Source organism: Psychroserpens ponticola (assembly GCF_023556315.2).
In the GTDB taxonomy this organism is placed as follows: Bacteria; Bacteroidota; Bacteroidia; order Flavobacteriales; family Flavobacteriaceae; genus Psychroserpens; species Psychroserpens ponticola.
In genome coordinates this window covers 879,975-899,845 of the sequence record NZ_CP116221.1, presented here as the reverse complement: position 1 = coordinate 899,845, position 19,871 = coordinate 879,975, and the positions used below count along the sequence as shown (strand labels likewise).

19 protein-coding genes are annotated in these 19,871 nt (G+C 31.7%); 11 read left to right on the top strand and 8 right to left on the bottom strand.

All coding sequences use genetic code 11. From position 1 onward, the window contains the following. Nucleotides 1-77: 77 nt before the first annotated feature. Entirely contained in the window at nucleotides 78-1,826 is a 1,749-nt protein-coding gene (locus MUN68_RS03990; protein ID WP_249995428.1) for a zinc-dependent metalloprotease, read from the top strand. A gap of 35 nt (nucleotides 1,827-1,861) precedes the next feature. Here the strand turns inward: MUN68_RS03990 and MUN68_RS03985 are convergent, their stop codons facing one another. Beyond that, the gene (locus MUN68_RS03985) at nucleotides 1,862-2,902 is read right to left on the bottom strand and encodes a quinone-dependent dihydroorotate dehydrogenase (RefSeq protein WP_249995427.1); all 1,041 of its coding nucleotides are present in this window, start codon (nucleotides 2,900-2,902) and stop codon (nucleotides 1,862-1,864) included. Between the two features lie 132 nt (nucleotides 2,903-3,034). On the opposite strand from MUN68_RS03985, the gene MUN68_RS03980 reads away from it, so the two are divergent. The 5 genes from MUN68_RS03980 to MUN68_RS03960 all read left to right on the top strand — a co-directional run bounded on the left by MUN68_RS03980 (nucleotide 3,035) and on the right by MUN68_RS03960 (nucleotide 6,833). Continuing rightward, entirely contained in the window at nucleotides 3,035-3,865 is an 831-nt protein-coding gene (locus MUN68_RS03980) for a universal stress protein (protein ID WP_249995426.1), read from the top strand. A gap of 121 nt (nucleotides 3,866-3,986) precedes the next feature. Further along, nucleotides 3,987-5,228 carry a peptidase T gene (gene pepT / locus MUN68_RS03975; protein ID WP_249995425.1) on the top strand — a complete coding sequence of 414 codons (1,242 nt, stop codon included), beginning with the start codon at nucleotides 3,987-3,989 and terminating at the stop codon, nucleotides 5,226-5,228. Nucleotides 5,229-5,276: 48 nt separating this feature from the next. Next, entirely contained in the window at nucleotides 5,277-5,480 is a 204-nt protein-coding gene (locus MUN68_RS03970) for a hypothetical protein (protein WP_249995424.1), read from the top strand. After that, complete coding sequence (locus MUN68_RS03965; RefSeq protein ID WP_249995423.1) at nucleotides 5,477-6,145, top strand: hypothetical protein; 669 nt, start codon at nucleotides 5,477-5,479, stop codon at nucleotides 6,143-6,145. Before MUN68_RS03970 ends, MUN68_RS03965 begins: the two co-directional genes overlap by 4 nt. A 91-nt stretch (nucleotides 6,146-6,236) precedes the next feature. Then, entirely contained in the window at nucleotides 6,237-6,833 is a 597-nt protein-coding gene (locus MUN68_RS03960) for a YdeI/OmpD-associated family protein (RefSeq protein ID WP_249995422.1), read from the top strand. Nucleotides 6,834-6,995: 162 nt separating this feature from the next. Here MUN68_RS03960 and yajC read toward each other — a convergent pair whose 3' ends face one another. The 4 genes from yajC to MUN68_RS03940 all read right to left on the bottom strand — a co-directional run bounded on the left by yajC (nucleotide 6,996) and on the right by MUN68_RS03940 (nucleotide 10,077). After that, nucleotides 6,996-7,277: a preprotein translocase subunit YajC gene (gene yajC, locus MUN68_RS03955; RefSeq protein ID WP_249995421.1), complete on the bottom strand. Its 282-nt coding sequence runs from the start codon at nucleotides 7,275-7,277 to the stop codon at nucleotides 6,996-6,998. Between the two features lie 18 nt (nucleotides 7,278-7,295). Then, nucleotides 7,296-7,796, bottom strand: a complete 501-nt coding sequence (locus MUN68_RS03950; protein ID WP_249995420.1) for a DUF1573 domain-containing protein — start codon at nucleotides 7,794-7,796, stop codon at nucleotides 7,296-7,298. Between the two features lie 137 nt (nucleotides 7,797-7,933). After that, complete coding sequence (gene nusB, locus MUN68_RS03945) at nucleotides 7,934-8,878, bottom strand: transcription antitermination factor NusB (RefSeq protein ID WP_249995419.1); 945 nt, start codon at nucleotides 8,876-8,878, stop codon at nucleotides 7,934-7,936. A 95-nt stretch (nucleotides 8,879-8,973) separates the two neighbouring features. Next, a complete protein-coding gene (locus MUN68_RS03940; protein WP_249995418.1) occupies nucleotides 8,974-10,077 on the bottom strand; it encodes a Glu/Leu/Phe/Val family dehydrogenase in 1,104 nt (367 codons plus the stop codon). Between the two features lie 133 nt (nucleotides 10,078-10,210). On the opposite strand from MUN68_RS03940, the gene MUN68_RS03935 reads away from it, so the two are divergent. The 3 genes from MUN68_RS03935 (at nucleotide 10,211) to MUN68_RS03925 (ending at nucleotide 15,035) form a co-directional block, all read left to right on the top strand. Further along, entirely contained in the window at nucleotides 10,211-11,965 is a 1,755-nt protein-coding gene (locus MUN68_RS03935; protein WP_249995417.1) for an ABC transporter ATP-binding protein, read from the top strand. A gap of 71 nt (nucleotides 11,966-12,036) precedes the next feature. Continuing rightward, nucleotides 12,037-12,441, top strand: coding sequence for a PUR family DNA/RNA-binding protein (locus tag MUN68_RS03930; protein ID WP_249995416.1), 405 nt, complete (start codon nucleotides 12,037-12,039; stop codon nucleotides 12,439-12,441). A gap of 89 nt (nucleotides 12,442-12,530) precedes the next feature. Then, nucleotides 12,531-15,035, top strand: coding sequence for a M14 family metallopeptidase (locus MUN68_RS03925; protein WP_249995415.1), 2,505 nt, complete (start codon nucleotides 12,531-12,533; stop codon nucleotides 15,033-15,035). A 3-nt stretch (nucleotides 15,036-15,038) separates the two neighbouring features. On the opposite strand, the gene MUN68_RS03920 is transcribed toward MUN68_RS03925, so the two are convergent. Then, a complete protein-coding gene (locus MUN68_RS03920) occupies nucleotides 15,039-15,374 on the bottom strand; it encodes a tRNA-binding protein (RefSeq protein WP_249995414.1) in 336 nt (111 codons plus the stop codon). A gap of 20 nt (nucleotides 15,375-15,394) precedes the next feature. On the opposite strand from MUN68_RS03920, the gene MUN68_RS03915 reads away from it, so the two are divergent. Continuing rightward, on the top strand, nucleotides 15,395-15,949 hold the full coding sequence (locus tag MUN68_RS03915; protein WP_249995413.1) for a thioredoxin family protein: 555 nt from the start codon (nucleotides 15,395-15,397) through the stop codon (nucleotides 15,947-15,949). A 90-nt stretch (nucleotides 15,950-16,039) separates the two neighbouring features. Here MUN68_RS03915 and MUN68_RS03910 read toward each other — a convergent pair whose 3' ends face one another. Continuing rightward, nucleotides 16,040-16,777: an energy transducer TonB gene (locus tag MUN68_RS03910; protein ID WP_249995412.1), complete on the bottom strand. Its 738-nt coding sequence runs from the start codon at nucleotides 16,775-16,777 to the stop codon at nucleotides 16,040-16,042. Nucleotides 16,778-16,868: 91 nt separating this feature from the next. Then, nucleotides 16,869-19,022: a TonB-dependent receptor gene (locus tag MUN68_RS03905; protein WP_249995411.1), complete on the bottom strand. Its 2,154-nt coding sequence runs from the start codon at nucleotides 19,020-19,022 to the stop codon at nucleotides 16,869-16,871. 136 nt (nucleotides 19,023-19,158) lie between these two features. Between MUN68_RS03905 and MUN68_RS03900 the strand changes: the two genes are divergently transcribed. Beyond that, a complete protein-coding gene (locus tag MUN68_RS03900; protein WP_249995410.1) occupies nucleotides 19,159-19,839 on the top strand; it encodes a lysoplasmalogenase in 681 nt (226 codons plus the stop codon). Nucleotides 19,840-19,871 lie beyond the last annotated feature (32 nt).

Sequence of the window (19,871 nt, the reverse complement as noted above, 5' to 3'; positions counted from 1 at the left end):
GTTTCAATGATTAAATTATATCTATAGTCAGTTTTTAGTTATTTTTACTGTATCCAGTTTAGCCCAGAAATTTAATTATGAAAAAAGTAAAATTATTGAAAAACGCAATTATTACTGTCGTGTTTTTAAACTTATTCGTTTTTAGCAACGCTCAAGTAGAACCGCAATGTGGCACTATTGTAAGTCCAGAATCTCAAGCTTATTTCGAACAACTTCTACCTCAAATTCAACAATTTGAAGAAGAATTTAATCAAATAGCTCTTAGTCGTTCATCAACAGCAATAAGTTCAGTACCAATTAAAGCTCACATCATTAGAACTGATGCAGGAACTGGTGGACTTTTACTAAATCAATTTAATGCCGCAATGTCAATTATGAATGATTTTTATGCTAATGCATATATAGAATTCTTTTTATGTGATGGTATAAATTATATTGATGACACCAACTTATTCAACTTCGAAACCGACGAACAAGATGCAATGACAGCAACTCATAATGTTAATAATGTTATTAATATTTACTTCGCAAATACGGTAACTAGCTCTTCGTCCGGAAATGGATTATGTGGTTACGCCTATTTTCCTGGTGGTCCAGAAGTAATCTTAATGAATAATTCTTGTGCTACAAATGGCAGTACTTTATCTCATGAAATGGGGCATTTTTTTGCACTTTCTCATACACATGGAAATATTAATGGAACACTAACTTCAGAATTGGTAGATGGATCTAATTGTAGTACTACTGGAGATTTTATTTGTGATACTCCTGCTGATCCACAATTAAGTAATAGTAATGTTACCACTGTTTGCACATACGTAGGGAACGATATTGATGCAAACAATCAATTCTTTAATCCTGACCCATTTAATATCATGTCTTACTCTCGTAAAGATTGCCGAATTCAATTTTCGCCACAACAATATGCAAGAATTTATGGAACTTATCAGGCTTCTAGATCTGCACTAACCTGTCCTAGTTTCAATATTGATATTGCTTCAGATTACATCAGCAGTTGTGATGCTAACCCAACAGTTAATTTCACAGACAATAGTATTGGTGCTACGTCTTGGTTATGGGATATTAATGGAGATGATAATATTGATTATACAACACAAAATCCATCACACACCTATGCTTCTAATGGAGTATATGATGTAACACTAACAGTATCAAATGGTTCCGAATCAATAACAAAAGTGTTTCAAAATTACATATCTGTTGGAGGAATTGATATTAATACGAATCAAATCATATTAACTTTATCGACAGATGACTTTCCGGAAGACATATCTTGGTCCTTGAAAAACACTGCTGGTACAGTACTATATTCGAACCCAACCTATTCTAATAGTACAGATAACTTACAAGTATTTACAGAATTTTTTGATGTGGTAGTAAACGAATGTTACACTTTTGAAATTAATGACAGTTTTGGTGATGGTATCTGTTGTGGCTCTGGAAATGGTTATTATAGTCTTGAAACAGCAGAAGGAAATGTATTTGCTGTAGGTGGAGCTTATAACGATGGAGAAACAACATACATGTCTAATAATGTTTTAAGTGTCGATGATTATTTTTCAAATAATGACCTATCCATTTATCCAAATCCAGCAACGACAACTTTAAACATTAAATTGTCAAATACTAACAATTTGCCTGATAGCTTTTCAATTTATAATATGCTTGGTCAAATTGTAAAAACGGAATCTATTTCACAGATTTCCGATTTAACTATAAATGTTGCTGACTTTAGTGATGGAATGTATTTTATTAAACTCAAAAAAGACAGTAATACAATCACTATTCAGTTTGTAAAAAACTAGTCTTATTACTTAAATAATAGAAGCGAATCCGTAGTTTATTGATTCGCTTTTTTTATAAGCGCTTTATTTATTTGCTTAATCAATTTTGGACCTTCATAAATAAAGCCAGTATAAATTTGAACCAAATCTGCTCCAGCTTCAATTTTATCAAGTGCGTCTTTTGCAGAATGAATTCCTCCTACTCCAATAATAGGAAACGCTTTGTTGCTTTTATCTGAAAGGTATTGAATAACACGTGTTGACTTTTGTTTTATTGGTTGTCCACTTAATCCACCATTTCCAATTTCAGCAAGACGTTCTTCCGAAGCCTTTAACCCTATTCTATCTGTTGATGTGTTACTCGCAATTACACCATCTAAATGTGTTTCTTTAACAAGATCTATAATTTCATCTAATTGATTTGTATTCAAATCTGGAGCTATTTTCAAAACAATAGGCTTCTGCTTTTCAAAATTTGAATTTGCTTTTTGCACTTCAGAAATAAGTTCTAATAGATAATCTTTATCATTAAGTTTTGCATGACTGCCAACATTTGGACAACTCACATTAAGTACAAAATAATCTACATATGGATGCAATCCGTTAAAACACTCCAAGTAATCATTGGTGTAATCTTCAGGCTTAGTTGCAGTGTTTTTACCAATATTCCCTCCTATAACAAGCTGTCCTTTATTCTTTTTTAATTGAATAATTGCAGCTTCTAATCCTTCGTTATTAAAACCCATTCGATTTATAATCCCTTCATCATCTTTCAATCTAAATAATCTTTTCTTAGGATTTCCAACCTGTCCTTTTGGAGTTACTGTTCCAATTTCAATAAAACCGAAACCAAAATTTGCAAGTTCATTATATAACACAGCATTTTTATCAAATCCTGCAGCTAATCCAACAGGGTTTTTAAAATGCAATCCTAAAACATCTCGTTCTAAGAACTTATTTTCAACCATATAGATGCTTTTAAATAGTGATTTTATTCCAGGTATTTTACAAGAAAAGCGTATTAACGAGAATGTAAAATGATGAATTTTTTCAGGATCAAAAAGGAATAAAATCGGTCTTAAAAACAGTTTATACATGTGGTGCTATTTATGCTACAAAAATAAGAATCTAATTTTTTTAAAGGTCAATAATAGATTTAAAATATGCCAATTATCATATTTTATATGCAATAGTTTCTCTATTTTTGAATATAAATTAAATTAAAAATCATGAAAAAAATCATAATTCCTGTCGATTTTTCACAGCAATCAGAATACGCTCTAGAAACAGCTGCAGCTCTTGCTAAAAAACATAATTCAGAACTAATAGTAATGCATATGTTGGAGCTTTCAGAATCAATATTTTCATCTTCAAGTTCAGATAAAAATGAAGAAACTGCATTTATGCTATTGGTTACTAATAAGAAATTTGAAAGTTTTTTAGACAAACCTTATTTAGAAGGCATCACTGTTACTCCAATGATTAAAAATCATAAAGTTTTAAAAGAAGTAGATGAAATTGCAAAAGAAATTGATGTAGATTTAATCGTTATGGGATCTAGAGGTCACAATGATTATGATGGTGTACTACTTGGATCAAATACCGAGAAAGTTGTGCGTCATAGTGAAATCCCTCTTCTGGTAGTTAAATCCAAGCCAGAAACTATTGACTTTGAAAACATCGTAATTGCTACAGATTTTTCTGCAGATAGTGCGTCTGCAGCCAAAGTTGCTATAAAATTACTTAGTGATCTTAGCAAAAAAATAACATTATTACATATTAACCTTCCTAATGCTCATTTTTTAAGTACAGATGAAATTGAAGAAAAGGCATCTAAGTTCTTAAAAGAAACAAATCTTGAAAATCTGAAAGATGGTATTGTTTTAATTTCAGACTATAATGTTGAAGAAGCGATATTAGGATATGCAGATAAACATAATATGGATGCTATTGGAATGATTACTGAAGGCCGAACTGGTTTAAGTCATTTATTTGGCGGAAGTATTTCTGAAGATTTAGTTAATCATTCTACATTACCAGTATTTACTTTTAAAAAGTAAGATTAAAATACTCTAAAAAAAGCACCTTGATTTATTTTAAGGTGCTTTTTTATATCGTAAATTTATAACCATTACAATACTAATTAGCATTTGAATTTTTATTTTTGAAAAAACATCAACCATGATAAACAAACAACACCTTATCGATAGATTTATAAGTTACGTCACTATCGATACGGAATCAGATCCAGAAAGCAACACGACTCCAAGTACAGCTAAACAATGGGATTTAGCTAATAAATTGGCAGAAGAACTTAAAACGATTGGCTTGAGTGATGTGACCATTGATGATAAGGCATATATCATGGCAACCTTACCAAGTAATGTAGATCACGATGTACCAACCATAGGTTTCATTTCTCATTTTGACACAACTCCAGACTTCACAGGTGCGAATGTAAATCCGAGAATTATTGAGGATTATGATGGAAAAGACATTACCTTAAATGAATCTGAAAACATTATTCTGTCACCAGATTATTTTGAAGATTTATTGCTTTATAAAGGGAACACATTAATTGTTACTGATGGAACCACGCTATTAGGTGCAGATGATAAAGCTGGAATTACTGAAATTGTTTCTGCTATGGAATACTTAATTCAACATCCAGAAATTAAACATGGTAATATTAGAATTGGCTTCACTCCAGATGAAGAAATAGGTCGAGGTGCTCATCATTTTGATGTAGAACAATTTGGAGCAGATTGGGCTTATACGATGGATGGTAGTCAGATAGGCGAATTAGAATACGAGAATTTTAATGCTGCTGGCGCAAAAATACATGTCAAAGGAAAAATTGTACATCCAGGTTATGCCAAAGGAAAAATGGTCAACTCTATGTATATTGCAACCGAATTTATAAACGCGTTACCAAGACTTGAAACACCAGAACACACTGAAGATTATCAAGGATTCTTTCACTTGTATAGTATTGACGGTAAAGTAGATGAAACCATACTTCAATATATCATAAGAGATCACGATAAAAATCATTTTGAGGCACGTAAAGAAATGCTTAGCAAACTAGCAAATGATATCAATTCTGAATATGGTCGAGAAGTGATTACTATTGAGATAAAAGATCAGTATTTCAATATGAAAGAAAAGGTAGAACCTGTGATGCATATTGTTGATATTGCTGAAGATGCAATGAAGTTATTAGGTATTGAACCCTTAATTAAACCTATTCGTGGCGGAACTGATGGTTCTCAATTAAGTTATATGGGATTGCCTTGTCCTAACATTTTTGCTGGTGGACATAATTTTCATGGACGTTATGAATATGTGCCTGTAGAAAGTATGATAAAAGCTACTGAAGTGATTTGTAAAATTGTAGAGTTGACTGCTGAAAAAAATCGATAATTTTCGACACGTAATTCTAACTGGAAATCATTAAAAAAAATTCATAAAATGAAAGAGAAACAAAGTTGGTCAGAGAAACCTATTCCGAGTCTAATAATATCAATTATCGGATTATTATTTATAATTTTTGCATTAGTAAATCTTTTAGGATTTGTAAAAGAACCAATAAATAATACCTCTAGCATATTCGGAATACTCTTCGGATTGATTTTGATTTATCCAATTTTCAAGAAAAAGCAAAAAAAGAATTGAAAATTAAATATATAACACTCGCCTTTCTACTGATTTTGGCTTCCTGTAATGAAAGCAAAAAAACCACTAAAGAAGAGAAATACCTAAAAGAATCTTATAAAGAGCAAAAAAGTGATGAATCTCTTTCTAAACATTCAGAACATTTTGATTCATTAACCAACATCTACTCAAACTATAAGTATCTAATTTCAATCGACGCTCCTGACCATTGGGAAATTGATTTTGGAACTGCAAAACATAGCATTTTTCGTGGGAATGACCCAGAACTTGCGCTTACGTTTTCAATCGTTGTTGTTGAGCCAAAAACTGAATTAAAGCATTCTAAAAATGCCTGGGAATTTTATCTTGACAATAAAACCAAACAAGATGCAGAATTAAAGACTATTGTTAAAACACAATTTAATTCTGAAATTCAAAATTATAAGGCCAATAAAAGCTATATTAGAAATATTATTTCAGCTAATCATGCTTATGATTTTTTAGTAAAAAGTACTGATTTAGAGTATTTAAATCACGTTATAAATCATCAAATTTATAACAACGACTATATTTATACATTAACAGCTCACATGCCCAAAATTGTTTACGACGAACAACCTGAATATTTTGAACGCTTGTTTAATTTGATAACATTTCTACCACATTCGGAAAAAATTAACGAATAAAACTAAAGTTGAACCTAAAAATTTCAGTTAACTTCTATAAGGTTCATTATCTTTTATTAACTTAGAGCTAAACCAAGGCACACATCTCAAAATGAAAAAAGTTTATTCAGTAGAAGAATACATAGAAACTAATTCGCATTTTGGCGAAGCGTTGAATTTATTAAGAGATATCATCAATACAACAGAATTAAATGAATCTATAAAATGGAACGCTCCGGTTTATGATTTAAATGGAAAAAATGTCGTTGGACTTGGCGCTTTTAAAAATCATTTCGGAATTTGGTTTTTTAATGGTGTATTTCTAAAAGATGAACATAAACTATTGGTAAATGCTCAAGAAAAAACAAAATCCTTACGTCAAATGCGTTTTAAAACTGTTGATAACATTAATAAAAACACAGTATTAGCTTATGTAAAAGAAGCTATTGAAAATCAGAAATTAGGCAAAGAAATAAAACCTGTTCGTAATACTAAATCTGTCGTGATACCAGAAGAGTTAAATCAAATTTTAAAAGCTCAATCTGATATTAATACTTGTTTTAAAGCACTTACACCTGGTAAACAAAGAGAATATTGCAGTTATATTTCAGACGCTAAACGCGAAGCTACAAAGCAAACTAGAATAGAGAAAATCATTCCAATGATCTTAAATGGTGTTGGCTTACATGACAAGTATAAGAACTGCTAGCAAAGCTTTCTTCAAGAAAAGATTCATGAGTTTGTCCTCCTTCTGAAGGAGAAAATATCATAAACTGTCATTAAGAACGTATCGAAAAATCTCTTTCAAATAACACATAAAAAAACTCCGAAAGTAACTTTCGGAGTTTTTTATATCTTCAATACTAAAGTTTTATTTTACAGCAACAGGAGCGTTTAATTTCTGACTCATTTCCATAGAAATAGCAGAACGTTCAAACTTAATTTTTCCAGCCATAGTTTCAATCACACAGCTGTTATCTTTATCATTTAAGTCACTCACTTTACCGTGTAAACCACTTTTAGTAATCACCTTGTCACCTCGCTTCAATTCAGCTGCGAATTTTTTTTCCTGCTTAGCTCTTTTCAAATTAGGAGCTAACAAGAAAAAATACGCTACAGCAAATATAGCCAGATAAGGTAGTATATCCATCATAGGTTTTAACTTTTAGGATTACTGAACCGATTTGATTGCCGCTGAACCTGCTTTTTTAGCTGGTGCATTTGGATCTGGCTCAATAAACGCTTTAATTTTCACAACTTCTGAACCTTTTTCAGTGTTTGTTGTTAAGGTAATACTTTTGCTTACTTGGTTGTTACCTTTACCGTTAAATTTCACAGTAAACTCAGCAGAATCACCAGGAGCAATTGGATCTTTATTCCAATCTGTTGGCACTGTACATCCACAAGTACTTTTAATATTACTTACAACTAAAGGTGAATCACCAGTATTTGTATACTTAAATATAGTTTCAACTGGAGTACCATTAACGATAGTTCCAAAATCATGTTCAGCTTCAGCAAATGTAATTACTGGAAAATCACTAGATGTTGCATCTCTTTCTGCAGCAGCAGCTACGTTATCCGAATTAATTTTACTTGCAGCATTTTCTTCTTTACAAGATGTAAAAGCTACCATACAAAGTGCACTTAATCCTAATATTACTTTTTTCATTACTATAATTTTTAATTAAACTTTTTTTTATGTTTTTTGATTAAGGCCTAAAAGTAATAATTATTTCAACGAATCAAAATTTTTTAGCATTTTTTTAGATGAATAAACAAACCTTAACACTAGATTTTTAAAGGATTTTATAGTAATCCTCTACCTACTTTATTGAATTTATTTTCGGCTTTATATTCTTTAACTATCTTATCTAAAATTCCGTTAATGAAATTGCTGCTTTTCGGTGTAGAATATTCTTTAGCAATTTCGAGATACTCGTTAATAGTTACTTTAACTGGTATGGATGGGAATTTTTGAAATTCACAAATAGCCATTTGCATTAATACTGTATCTATTTGTGTAATTCTTTCCGAATCCCAATTTTTAGTTTTATTCGCTATTTCAGCACTAAAACCACTTTGATTCAAAATGGTTTTTTTAAGCAAGTCAATGCCAAAACCTCTGTCATCTTCATCTTTAAATAGCTTTGGAAGAAAATGTTTTTCTGAAGCCGATGGTTTCAGCCTCTTTAAAAGCTTTAAAACACTAGTATTTACTACTGGAATATCATCTAACCAAGTTAGTTTCTTGTCTTCAAAATAATCGTAGAGTTTGTCATTTGGAGCAATGACATCTTCAAAAATAGAAATCACAAAGTTTTTATCTTCCTTAAAAGATGATACTGAAGTTTTCATGTAATCTTTATAAAGATCACTCTCCATTATGGCCTTAAATGTAAGATCTACATATTCAAAATCAAGATACCAAGGATTTACTTTACGATGCTCTAGTTCTGCTTTAAGCGCTTCATTTGCACTAAGCATCATTAGAACTTCATTCTTAATAAATTTTAGATTTGGATTTTTTTCAGCTTTAGTTGCTAAAAACTTTTTTTGAGTCTTATCTTGATGATCTTCTGCCTTTTTATGAACCTCAATAATTAACGACACTATGCTAAGATAAAGATCATACATACTGTTCAAACTATTATTAAGGAATTTGTCAGTAACTTTTAAATCTTCACTCTCGTTTCCTTTAAAAGCATAGAGTGCTTGCATGACTTTAATTCGTATATGTCTTCTATTTAGCATGTAAAGAACTTTAAATAATAACGTTTAGAAATTATATGTTTTGGCGTTACAAATAACGTGTGGCAAAAATACTATAATTTTAAGAGTTAGAACAATTATTTTTGCTGTTCTCTCTTACGAGTTTCAATACGTTCGTTTGCAATACTTAAAGCAGCAACATTTGTAGAAACTTGACTCATTTTTGCTCTGTCTAATATTTCTAAAGTTGTATTATAGATGTTCTCTGTTTTACGTACAATTTCTTGTTTATCATAATTTTCTAATTCTGCATAAACATTGATAATACCTCCTGCATTAATTAAAAAGTCTGGTGCATAAACAATTCCCCGTTCTTGTAATTGTCTACTGTGCTTATCTTCTATTGCCAATTGATTATTAGCAGCTCCAGCAATGATCTGAGCTTTTAATTTAAAGATAGTATCGTCATTGATTGTTGCTCCTAAAGCACAAGGTGCATAAATATCCATATCTTCAGAATAAATATCCTGACCATTATAAATGGAAACATCATACTTAGACTTTACAGCTTCTAGTCGTTCTTGATTAATATCTGCTATTGTAACTCTAGCACCTTCATTAACCAAATGTTCAACTAAAGCTTCACCAACATGACCAATGCCTTGAACAAATACTGATTTATCTTCTAAAACATCACTTCCAAATTTGAATTTTGCAGCGGCTTTCATTCCCATAAAAACACCATATGCAGTAATAGGTGAAGGGTTTCCTGCACCACCTTTACTTTCAGAAATACCAGTAACGTAAGGCGTCACCTCACGAACTAAATCCATATCTGCTGTAGTCATTCCAACATCTTCTGCTGTGATATACTTTCCGTTTAAAGAATGTACAAACTCACCAAACTTTTTCATAAGTTCAGGAGTTTTTTGTGTTTTAGCATCACCAATAATTACAGCTTTTCCACCACCTAAATTCAATCCAGTAATAGCAGATTTAAAGGTCATACCACGAGATAGTCTCAACACATCGTTAAGTGCTTCCCATTCGTTGTTATAATTCCACATTCTAGTACCTCCAAGTGCAGGTCCTAAAACTGTACTATGTATACCAATTATTGCTTTTAAACCAGTATCTTTGTCGTTGCAAAAAACGATTTGTTCGTGATTATCAAAAGATAATTGCCCAAAAACAGGGTCTATTTTATGAAGTTCTTTAGAACTAATAACATCTGATGTCATGCGATTTTTTGTTTGAAGTCTATTTTGCAGTTTATACAAAATAGCGAGCAAAAATAAATCAATATTAGAGTACTAACAAAAATATAGACGATAATTTATATATCTGTTAACAACTTGAAGCTCCATTTTTTCAATGAAGGAACTAAAACACATAAATAAATACTTCTACAAATATAGATATCGTCTACTATTTGGTGTTCTAATTACAATTTTCGCAAAAATCTTTGCAGTGTTTACACCTAGGCTTATTGGGAAATCGATTACCACAATTTCTAAAGGTTTTAATAATGAAATTAGTAATGACGTTTTTAAACAAGAATTAACTACCCATATTATATATTTAATTGGAGCGGCTATCATTGCTGGTTTTTTTACTTTTTTAATGCGTCAAACCATTATTAATGTCTCACGTCATATTGAGTATGATTTAAAAAATGAAGTGTATCAACAATACCAACGTTTATCATTAAATTTTTATAAATCAAATAGAACTGGAGATTTAATGAACAGGATTAGTGAAGACGTTACTAAAGTAAGAATGTACACTGGTCCAGCAATTATGTACACGGTAAATATGGTTACGTTATTTGTTGTGGCACTAATTTATATGATAAGTGTTGCTCCTAAGCTCACACTGTACACGATGTTGCCTTTACCTTTTTTGTCTTTTATCATCTATAAATTAAGTAAAATCATCAACAAAAGAAGTACTATTGTTCAGCAATATCTATCGAAACTTTCATCCTATACTCAGGAGTCGTTTAGTGGCATATCTATTATTAAATCATATGGTATTGAAAACGAAAATAATCTAGCATTTAATGCCCTTTCTGAAGAAAGCAAACAGAAACAAATTGATTTGACTAAAGTTCAGGCTTTATTTTTTCCATCAATGATTTTATTAATTGGAATCAGTAATATTTTGGTCGCTTATGTTGGTGGCATGCAATATATTAATGGAGAAATAAAAGATATTGGTACCATTGCTGAGTTCCTATTTTATGTTAATATGCTCACTTGGCCAGTAGCTACTGTTGGTTGGGTGACCAATTTGGTACAACAGGCTGAAGCATCTCAAAAACGTATTAATGAGTTCTTAAAACAAGAACCCGAGATTAAAAACAACACTTTAGAACATACTAAGATTGAAGGAAATATTGATTTTAACAATGTGACCTTCATCTATCCTGACACCAATATTAAAGCTCTGAATCAAATTTCTTTCACTTTGAAAAAAGGAGAAACTTTAGCTGTTTTAGGAAAAACAGGTTCAGGAAAATCTACCGTTTTAGATTTGATTGGAAGACTTTACGATGTTCAAGAAGGTAATATCACTATTGACGGAAAAACAATAGATCAACTCAATCTTAACGATTTAAGAGACAGTATTGGCTATGTACCTCAAGATGCTTTTCTGTTTTCAGACACGATTGAAAATAACATTATGTTTGGTAAAGAAGATGCTACTGAAGCCGAAGTGATTGAAGCTGCTAAAAATGCTTATGTACATAAAAACATTAAGAAATTCACTAATGGCTACAAAACTAAATTGGGAGAACGAGGCATTACGCTTTCTGGTGGACAAAAACAACGTATTTCTATTGCGAGAGCATTAATAAAAGCGCCTGAAATCATGTTATTTGATGATTGTCTTTCTGCTGTTGATACTGAAACTGAAGAAAAGATATTGAATAACCTAAGAAAAGCATCACAGGGAAAAACTACAATTATTGTCAGTCATCGTGTATCTTCTGCAAAACATGCCGATAAAATTATTGTACTTGACGAGGGGAAAATTGTTCAAAGCGGAACACATGAAAACTTAATTAATGTTGACGGTTACTACCAAGAACTTTATTTAAAACAGCTAAGCTCAAAAGAATTATAAATATTTGTTGCTTACTATCCTTTTTTTTTAGATTTTTGAAGCACTAACAACTCAAAAATCAAAAATTAGCTATGAGTGATCACGGAATGATGGAGAAAGAAGAAATTTTCTCAAAAGTATTAAGAGCAGGAAGACGAACTTACTTTTTTGATGTAAGGTCAACTAAAGCTGGAGATTACTACTTAACTATTACAGAAAGTAAGAAATTCACAAATGACGACGGATCTTTTCATTATAAAAAACACAAAATCTATCTTTATAAAGAAGATTTTAGTGAATTTAATGAGATTTTAAAAGAAATGACCGATTATATCATTGCCGAAAAAGGTAATGAAGTGATTAGTGAAAGACATCAAAAAGATTTTAAAAAAGAAGATTACAATACAACGAGTGATGATATAGCTGAAGGCGGAGAATCTATCAGTGATTCCGATTCTGCAGATAAGTTTACAGATATCAATTTTGAAGACATATAATTTACTCTTTTGTTAAAACATACTTAAACCGTTACATTTCGTAGCGGTTTTTTTATTTTTATACGTTTCTAACTGCAACTAAAAATTTTATGAGATATATTTTACTCGTCACCGCATTAACTTGCTTTTCAATACATTCACAAACTCCAACGGATTTATCATATTACCTTCCTCAAAACACGACGTACAATTCTAAAATTCCAACACCAGAATCTGTTATTGGTCATCAGGTAGGAGAATGGCACATTACGCATGACAAACTTGTTCAATACATGCAAGTTTTAGCAGAGTCCTCTGATAGAATACATATTGAAAACAGAGGCGAAACTTTTGAAGATAGACCACTACTCCTTCTTACCATAACATCTCCAAAAAACCATTCAAACATTGAAAGCATACGAACTACACATATTGCCTCTACAGAAAATAATAACATAAATGTAGATGATATGCCAATAGTCGTATATCAAGGGTTTTCTATTCACGGAAACGAAGCTAGCGGTTCAAATGCTGCGATGCTTGTGGCTTATTATTTAGCTGCAGCTGAAAGTGATGATGTCACTAATTTACTAGATAATACAGTAATACTTTTCGACCCTTGTTATAATCCTGATGGTTTACAGCGTTTTGCGTATTGGGCAAATACGAATAAAAGTAAAAACTTGAATCCAGATCCAAACGATCGTGAATATGATGAAATTTGGCCAGGTGGACGAACAAATCATTATTGGTTTGATATGAATAGAGATTGGCTACCTGTACAATTACCAGAATCTAGAGTTCGTATTGAAAGCTTTCATAAATGGTTACCAAATATACTAACCGATCATCATGAAATGGGAACCAATTCTACCTTCTTTTTTCAACCAGGAATACCTTCTAGAACGCATCCACTAACACCAAAACTCAATCAAAAACTCACTAAGTCAATTGGAAATTATCATGCAAAAGCGTTAGATAAAATTGGTTCGTTGTATTATACAGAAGAAAACTTTGATGACTTTTACTACGGAAAAGGGTCTACGTTTCCTGATATTAATGGTGGTATTGGTATCTTATTCGAACAAGGTAGTTCTCGTGGGCATGTTCAGGAAAGTGAGAATGGTATTATAACTTTCCCTTTTACAATTCGAAATCAATTTACTGCAGCATTATCTACTCTAGAAGCTGGAATACACCTGCGTAAGGAGATTTTACAATACCAACATGATTTTTACAAAAATGCAAGAGTTGAAGCGAGTAAAGAAAATGGAAAAGCCATCATTTTTGGTGATGAAAAAGATGCAGCTAAAACCTATCATTTAGCTGAAATATTAAAGCGTCATCAAATTGAATTTCATGAGCTCAAAAGTGATTTTAAAACCAATGGAAAACAATTTAAAAAAGGATACAGTTATGTCGTTCCTAAAAATCAAAAAAACACACGCTTGATTAATGCCATGTTTGAAAAGCGCACAACGTTTCAAGACAGTTTGTTTTATGATGTTTCGGCTTGGACTTTTCCTTTGGCATTTGGATTAGATTATGCTGAAAATATTTCAACAACTAATGCAGGTGCAAAAGTTGAAGACTTACAAATGAAAAATGGTTTAGTCTCTGCAAAAAGCAATTATGCTTATATCATGGAATGGCATGAGTACTATGCTCCAAAAGCATTAAACGCAATTCTTGCCAACGGGTTAAGAGCTAAAGTAGGCATGAAAGAATTCACTATCAATGGTAAAACTTACGACTATGGAAGCATTTTAATTCCTGTTCAAAATCAGAATAAATCAGCTGAAGAATTATATAAATTTCTACAAAAAGTAGCTAAAGACAGTCACCTAAAAATCGATGCTGTAGCAACAGGTTTAACGCAAGGGATTGATTTAGGAAGTAACAAATTTAGAGCTTTATCACAACCAAAAGTTGCCATGATTGTTGGCGATGGCATTAGAAGCTATGATGCTGGAGAAATCTGGCATGTATTTGACCAACGTTATGATATGCGTATTACCAAATTAGATTCACGACATTTATCTCGTACAGATCTAAGTCGGTATAATACGATAATTATGCCTAGTGGCTCACTTGATGCAGGTGCAACTGAAAGCTTGAAAAAATGGACTGCAGATGGCGGAACACTAATTGCCTACAGAAATGCATTGAAATGGCTTAATAGAAGTGAATTAATAAAATTAAAATTTAAAAAATCTGAATTGGTAGCTGAGAATATTTCTCATGAAGAACGAGGTGATTTTAGAGGCGCTCAAGTTATTGGAGGCGCAATTTTTGAAGCTAAACAAGACCGATCTCATCCTATAAATTTCGGTTATAAAAACGATAAAATTGCATTATTTAGAAACAACACCATGTTTTTAAATGCAGATAAACAAAGTTATAATAATCCGTTGCAGTATACTAAAAACCCACTATTGAGCGGTTATGTTTCTCAACGAAATTTAGATAGTTTAGCACTATCTGTTCCTTTTAAAGTGAAACGTTATTCCTCTGGAAACATCATTGTTTTTACTGACAACACGAACTTTAGAGCATTTTGGTATGGAACAAATAAATTACTTATGAACGCTATTTTTTTCAGAGAAGAAATGTAACAATCAAGATACTATACTCCCGTTTTCAACCTGATGTTCTGGATTTAAAAGTATAACATCTTTACCATTAACAGCACCAAGAACTAAGCATTCGCTCATGAAATTTGCAATTTGCTTTTTTGGAAAGTTAACCACAGCCACAATTTGGCGGTTAAGTAAATCTTCCTTTTTATAAAGCGTTGTAATTTGAGCAGAGGTTTTTTTAATTCCTAAAGCACCAAAATCGATAGTTAACTGATAAGCAGGCTGTCGTGCTTCAGGAAAATCATTGACCTCTATAATTGTCCCAACACGTAAATCGACTTTTGTAAAGTCTTCAAAAGTTACTATATTATTCATGATTTAAAAGTATAAAAAATATGGCACTAACACCTTCAAATATGCTTCCATTAGGAACGATAGCTCCAGAATTCAATCTTATAAACACTATTGATGATTCAATGGTTTCTTTATCAGAAGCAAAAGGACTTCATGGTACTGTGATCATGTTTATCTGTAATCATTGTCCGTTTGTAAAACATATCAATTCAGAATTATCACAATTAGCTAAAGATTATATTACAAAAGGGATTAATTGCATTGCTATCTTTAGTAATGATGCTGTAAATTACCCAGAAGATGCGCCAAGTAAAATGAAAATGAATGCCCTAGAACAAGGGTTTATATTTCCTTATTTATACGATGAAAATCAAGACGTTGCCAAAGCCTATGATGCTGCATGTACACCAGATTTTTATGTATTTGATACTGACTTAAAGTTAGTCTATCGTGGACAATTAGATAGCTCTAGACCAGGAAATGGAATTCCTGTTACTGGAGAAGATTTACGTTTAGCTATTGACAATATGCTAAACAAAACCATTCAAATCACAAACCAAAAACCAAGTATTGGCTGCAATATCAAATGGAAGTAAAATAGAATTCCTTCTTGTTTATAATAAAAAATCCATCAAATATTTGATGGATTTTTTATTTAATAAGGATATTGCTCTGTTAGTTAAAGTTTAATTTCCTTCTCTAAACTTAAAATGTATTGGTATACTGTATGGCATATTTACAGCTCTACCTCTTTGTTTACCTGGTATCATTTTGGGTAGTAAACTAATAATACGCTCAGCTTCATTTTCTAAAATTTTATCTGGACCTCTTGTTTTAATTTTTGCTACTCTACCAGTCTTGTCAATTACAAAAAGCACATATACTTTACCTTGCATCTCCAACTCAAGTGCTCTTTCAGGATACTTAAAGTTTTTATTGACGTGTTCTTGCATTTTAGTTTGAAAACAGTCAATTTGTTCTTGTCTAGAACCTCCTTCACACCCTGGAAATACAGGAACATTTTCGATGACAGCAAATGGCACTTCAATATCTTCTTCCACTTCTTCCACTTCAACATCTTCAACACTAGCAATATGCTCTTCAATAGCATCATTTTGTCCAATCTCAGTACTTTCAATAATAGTTTCTTCAACCTCAACTTGATCTTCTACCACTTTGATATCATCTGGAACCAAAGCTGGAGGTGGTGGAGGTGGTGGAGGTGGCACATCTAAATTGACAATTGGAATGTCTTCCTCAATGAAATTATCCACTTGTACAATGTCTCTTGATATTTCATCACTCTCATATGTTTTGTATTCAAACATAAGGTAAGTGATTAATAACATCAAATTCAAGCCGACAGCAAAATAGAGACTGCTATTTCGTCCGACGTCTACGTTTGGATTCTTTTTGACTTGCATAACTCTTAAATTTTATACTATGAAGTTACAACAAGAAACCCGAGAAAAACATGACAATTATCATGCTGTTTGCACCTTTCGGAAATAGATATTATAAATTATCCAATTGATTATCCGTTCCATTTTCGCTAATAGTCCAAAAGAATCCTACAAAGAAAAACTGATCAGCAGCAGGCTGTAATGAGCGTCGCGCAAAGTTTCCATTTACATTAGGAGTATTAGCATATTGGTATCCATTTATATTTTTAAAACCAAGAACATTATTTACAGAAGCATATATGATTTTTTGCGGACTAATTAAATAGGCCCAATTTAAACTCACACTGTTAAAACTACTTGTTTTCTCTCCTAAAAACTCATTGGTATTCGGATTGGTATAAGGACGTCCTGAAGCAAATGAATATGAAAAACCTACTTGACTTTTCCAATCATCGATCCAATATTTTGCAACCGCTGAAAAATTATGAGTATTAGCAAAACTAGGTTGCGCTTGGATAGGATAATTTCTATAATCACGTTCGGTATCTAAATACGAGTAACTAATCCAATAGTCCGTATTTTTAATACTTTTATTATCTCTCCAAAAAATGTCCAGACCTTGAGCAAAACCAGAACCTGAATTATCGTATGTAGAATCAAATCCTTCAGAAGCAGTATCAAATTTTACCAAATTATCATAATCTTTACGATACAACTCAGCTCTAAATAATTTTCCATCATTTACATATTGATAGTTCATGATGTAATGCTTTGTATTCTGAGTTTTAACTTTTGAATTGAATTTTAAAATCCCATTATTCGCATTTTGATAGAAATCACCATAAGCGACAGATAGTTGTCCATTTTTTGAAGTTTTTAATGCTACAGAAGCTCTAGGAGCCACATTAAATTCTTTTGAAAGCTCATAATTATCGGCTCTCACGCCTACTTTTAACGCTAAATTTTTATTAAAGATGATATCCGATTCAACAAAAGCTGCTGAATTATTATTTGTAAATCCATAACTACCAGTAAACTCATCAGATTTTATGGCTTCATCAAAATCAGTAGTAAAATGTTCCAGACCAAAACTCAATTTAAATCTACTATTAAAACGTTTCTTAAGTTTCAGTTTTGCATGTGCAGAATTTTCGCTATCGCCAACATCAAGCATGTTATTAATGCCAATATCAGTTTTAGCAATAGTATAACTCAAACCTGTTTGCATGGACCAATTATTTCCTAAAACCCCTTGATAAGACGCATTAGTATAGAAATTTTTATTATTTAAATTAAAACGCACACCATTTGAATCATTAATATCTTCTTGAATCAAATCAAAACTAGATGTATCAAAAGCAGCATAGAATTTAAGCATTCCTGTTTCAAATTTCTGGCGAAAAACAGCTTCACCTTGAGCACCTTCATATGGCTTTTTCCAATCGTTCCTATCTGGAAATAAAGCAATGTAAGGCGCTAAATTAATATAGGATGCATTAACACTTAAAGAGGTGTTTTCCCATTTTTCAGTATGACCTAAGCTTCCACCTACACTCATTATACCAATATCTGTTTTTTCTTGGTCTGGCTCATCAATTGTACTTAATAATAATACGCTAGATAATGCGTTTCCATATTCGGCAGAATAGCCACCAGTAGAGAAAGTAATTCCATCAAACAAAAATGGTGAGTAACGACCTCGTGTTGGAATATTATTAGCGGTTGGTGAGTAAGGTGTAAATACGCGAATACCATCGATAAAAATTTGTGTTTCACTCGCATCTCCTCCTCTAACAAATAACCGTCCATCTTCAGCAACTGTTGATGTTCCAGGCAATGTTTGCAATGCACCAACGAAATCTCCAACTGCACTTGCTGTAGTTACGACATCTAAGGGCTTTAAAACAGATACTTTACTATTATCATTAGCTTCAAAAGTTCCTGCAGAAATTACTACTGTATCTAAAGCATTAACATCTTCTCTTAATTTAATTTGAAGATTATTAAGTGTAGAAACATCTCCAGCTATTGTTTTTGTTTCATATGATAAATAGGAAATAATTAGTGCTTGCGTGCCTGTTTCTGAAGTTTCAAAAGAAAATTCACCTACATCGTTGCTTGTTGCGCCATCATAAGTACCATCTAAATACACATTTGCTCCAAAGATTGGTTGGTTTTTATTATCGGTTACTTTACCACTAATTGTAGTTTGCGCAAAAGACAACGTTGTGATTAAGACTGCTAAAATGAGTGTTGAAATTTTCATGGTTGATTGTATTAAATTGTTCGTTGATTAATTGATGGTACAAACTTGACGCTTTTGCTATGTTTTTGAAATTCTAATTGACCGAATTGTTAAAATTGAATGATGAATTGCATATTTTTACAAAAACGAAGATTAAATGTACTCTAAAATCGAGCAAAGATTTACTGGAATTTATGCCATTATTGTCAGTATCGAATTGATATGTGGTACTTTTGAAAGCTTAGCAACTTTACATTATTTCACAAAGCCTTTAATTGTAATATCGCTTCTTCTGTTTTTTGTTACTCAAAGTCAACACTTAAACAAAACCACAAAAACACTAATGATATTAGCTCTTGTTTTTTCATTAGTTGGTGACGTAGCTTTATTATTTGATGCGATAAAGCCAATATATTTTATAATTGGTTTAGCTTCATTTTTATTAGCACATGTGATGTATGTTTTAGTCTTTTTAAAACAAAGGAATACACATAAAAAGCCGCTTGGCTTCATTCTTATAATGCTTGGTTATGCTGCTCTTTTATTTTATATACTGAAAGATGGTTTAGGAGATTTATTACTACCAGTAATTGTATATATGTTTGTTATTTTGAGCATGTCTACTTCTGCATATCTAAGACAGAAGTTAAATAATACTATAAGTTATAATTGGGTGTTTATTGGCGCTATTTTATTTATGATTTCTGATAGCATTCTAGCTTTAGATAAATTTTACCAACCACTTACTTTAAGTTCGATTAGCATTATGCTAACCTATGCTTTGGCACAATATTGTATCGTTATCGGAATTTTGAAACTACCTTCAAATTCGCGTTAAGGATGGAAACGGCATCCTTTTTTGTTTTATTA

Bases quoted from the DNA above. Each gene is read 5' to 3' on its own strand.
- MUN68_RS03990 (WP_249995428.1), top strand. From the start codon at position 78: ATGAAAAAAGTAAAATTATTGAAAAACGCAATTATTACTGTCGTGTTT.
- MUN68_RS03915 (WP_249995413.1), top strand. From the start codon at position 15,395: ATGGCACTAACACCTTCAAATATGCTTCCATTAGGAACGATAGCTCCA.
- MUN68_RS03920 (WP_249995414.1), bottom strand. From the start codon at position 15,374: ATGAATAATATAGTAACTTTTGAAGACTTTACAAAAGTCGATTTACGT.
- MUN68_RS03910 (WP_249995412.1), bottom strand. From the start codon at position 16,777: ATGCAAGTCAAAAAGAATCCAAACGTAGACGTCGGACGAAATAGCAGT.
- MUN68_RS03980 (WP_249995426.1), top strand. From the start codon at position 3,035: ATGAAAAAAATCATAATTCCTGTCGATTTTTCACAGCAATCAGAATAC.
- nusB (WP_249995419.1), bottom strand. From the start codon at position 8,878: ATGCTAAATAGAAGACATATACGAATTAAAGTCATGCAAGCACTCTAT.
- MUN68_RS03930 (WP_249995416.1), top strand. From the start codon at position 12,037: ATGAGTGATCACGGAATGATGGAGAAAGAAGAAATTTTCTCAAAAGTA.
- MUN68_RS03970 (WP_249995424.1), top strand. From the start codon at position 5,277: ATGAAAGAGAAACAAAGTTGGTCAGAGAAACCTATTCCGAGTCTAATA.
- MUN68_RS03985 (WP_249995427.1), bottom strand. From the start codon at position 2,902: ATGTATAAACTGTTTTTAAGACCGATTTTATTCCTTTTTGATCCTGAA.
- MUN68_RS03950 (WP_249995420.1), bottom strand. From the start codon at position 7,796: ATGAAAAAAGTAATATTAGGATTAAGTGCACTTTGTATGGTAGCTTTT.
- MUN68_RS03935 (WP_249995417.1), top strand. From the start codon at position 10,211: ATGAAGGAACTAAAACACATAAATAAATACTTCTACAAATATAGATAT.
- MUN68_RS03925 (WP_249995415.1), top strand. From the start codon at position 12,531: ATGAGATATATTTTACTCGTCACCGCATTAACTTGCTTTTCAATACAT.
- MUN68_RS03905 (WP_249995411.1), bottom strand. From the start codon at position 19,022: ATGAAAATTTCAACACTCATTTTAGCAGTCTTAATCACAACGTTGTCT.
- MUN68_RS03900 (WP_249995410.1), top strand. From the start codon at position 19,159: ATGTACTCTAAAATCGAGCAAAGATTTACTGGAATTTATGCCATTATT.
- MUN68_RS03940 (WP_249995418.1), bottom strand. From the start codon at position 10,077: ATGACATCAGATGTTATTAGTTCTAAAGAACTTCATAAAATAGACCCT.
- MUN68_RS03960 (WP_249995422.1), top strand. From the start codon at position 6,237: ATGAAAAAAGTTTATTCAGTAGAAGAATACATAGAAACTAATTCGCAT.
- yajC (WP_249995421.1), bottom strand. From the start codon at position 7,277: ATGATGGATATACTACCTTATCTGGCTATATTTGCTGTAGCGTATTTT.
- pepT (WP_249995425.1), top strand. From the start codon at position 3,987: ATGATAAACAAACAACACCTTATCGATAGATTTATAAGTTACGTCACT.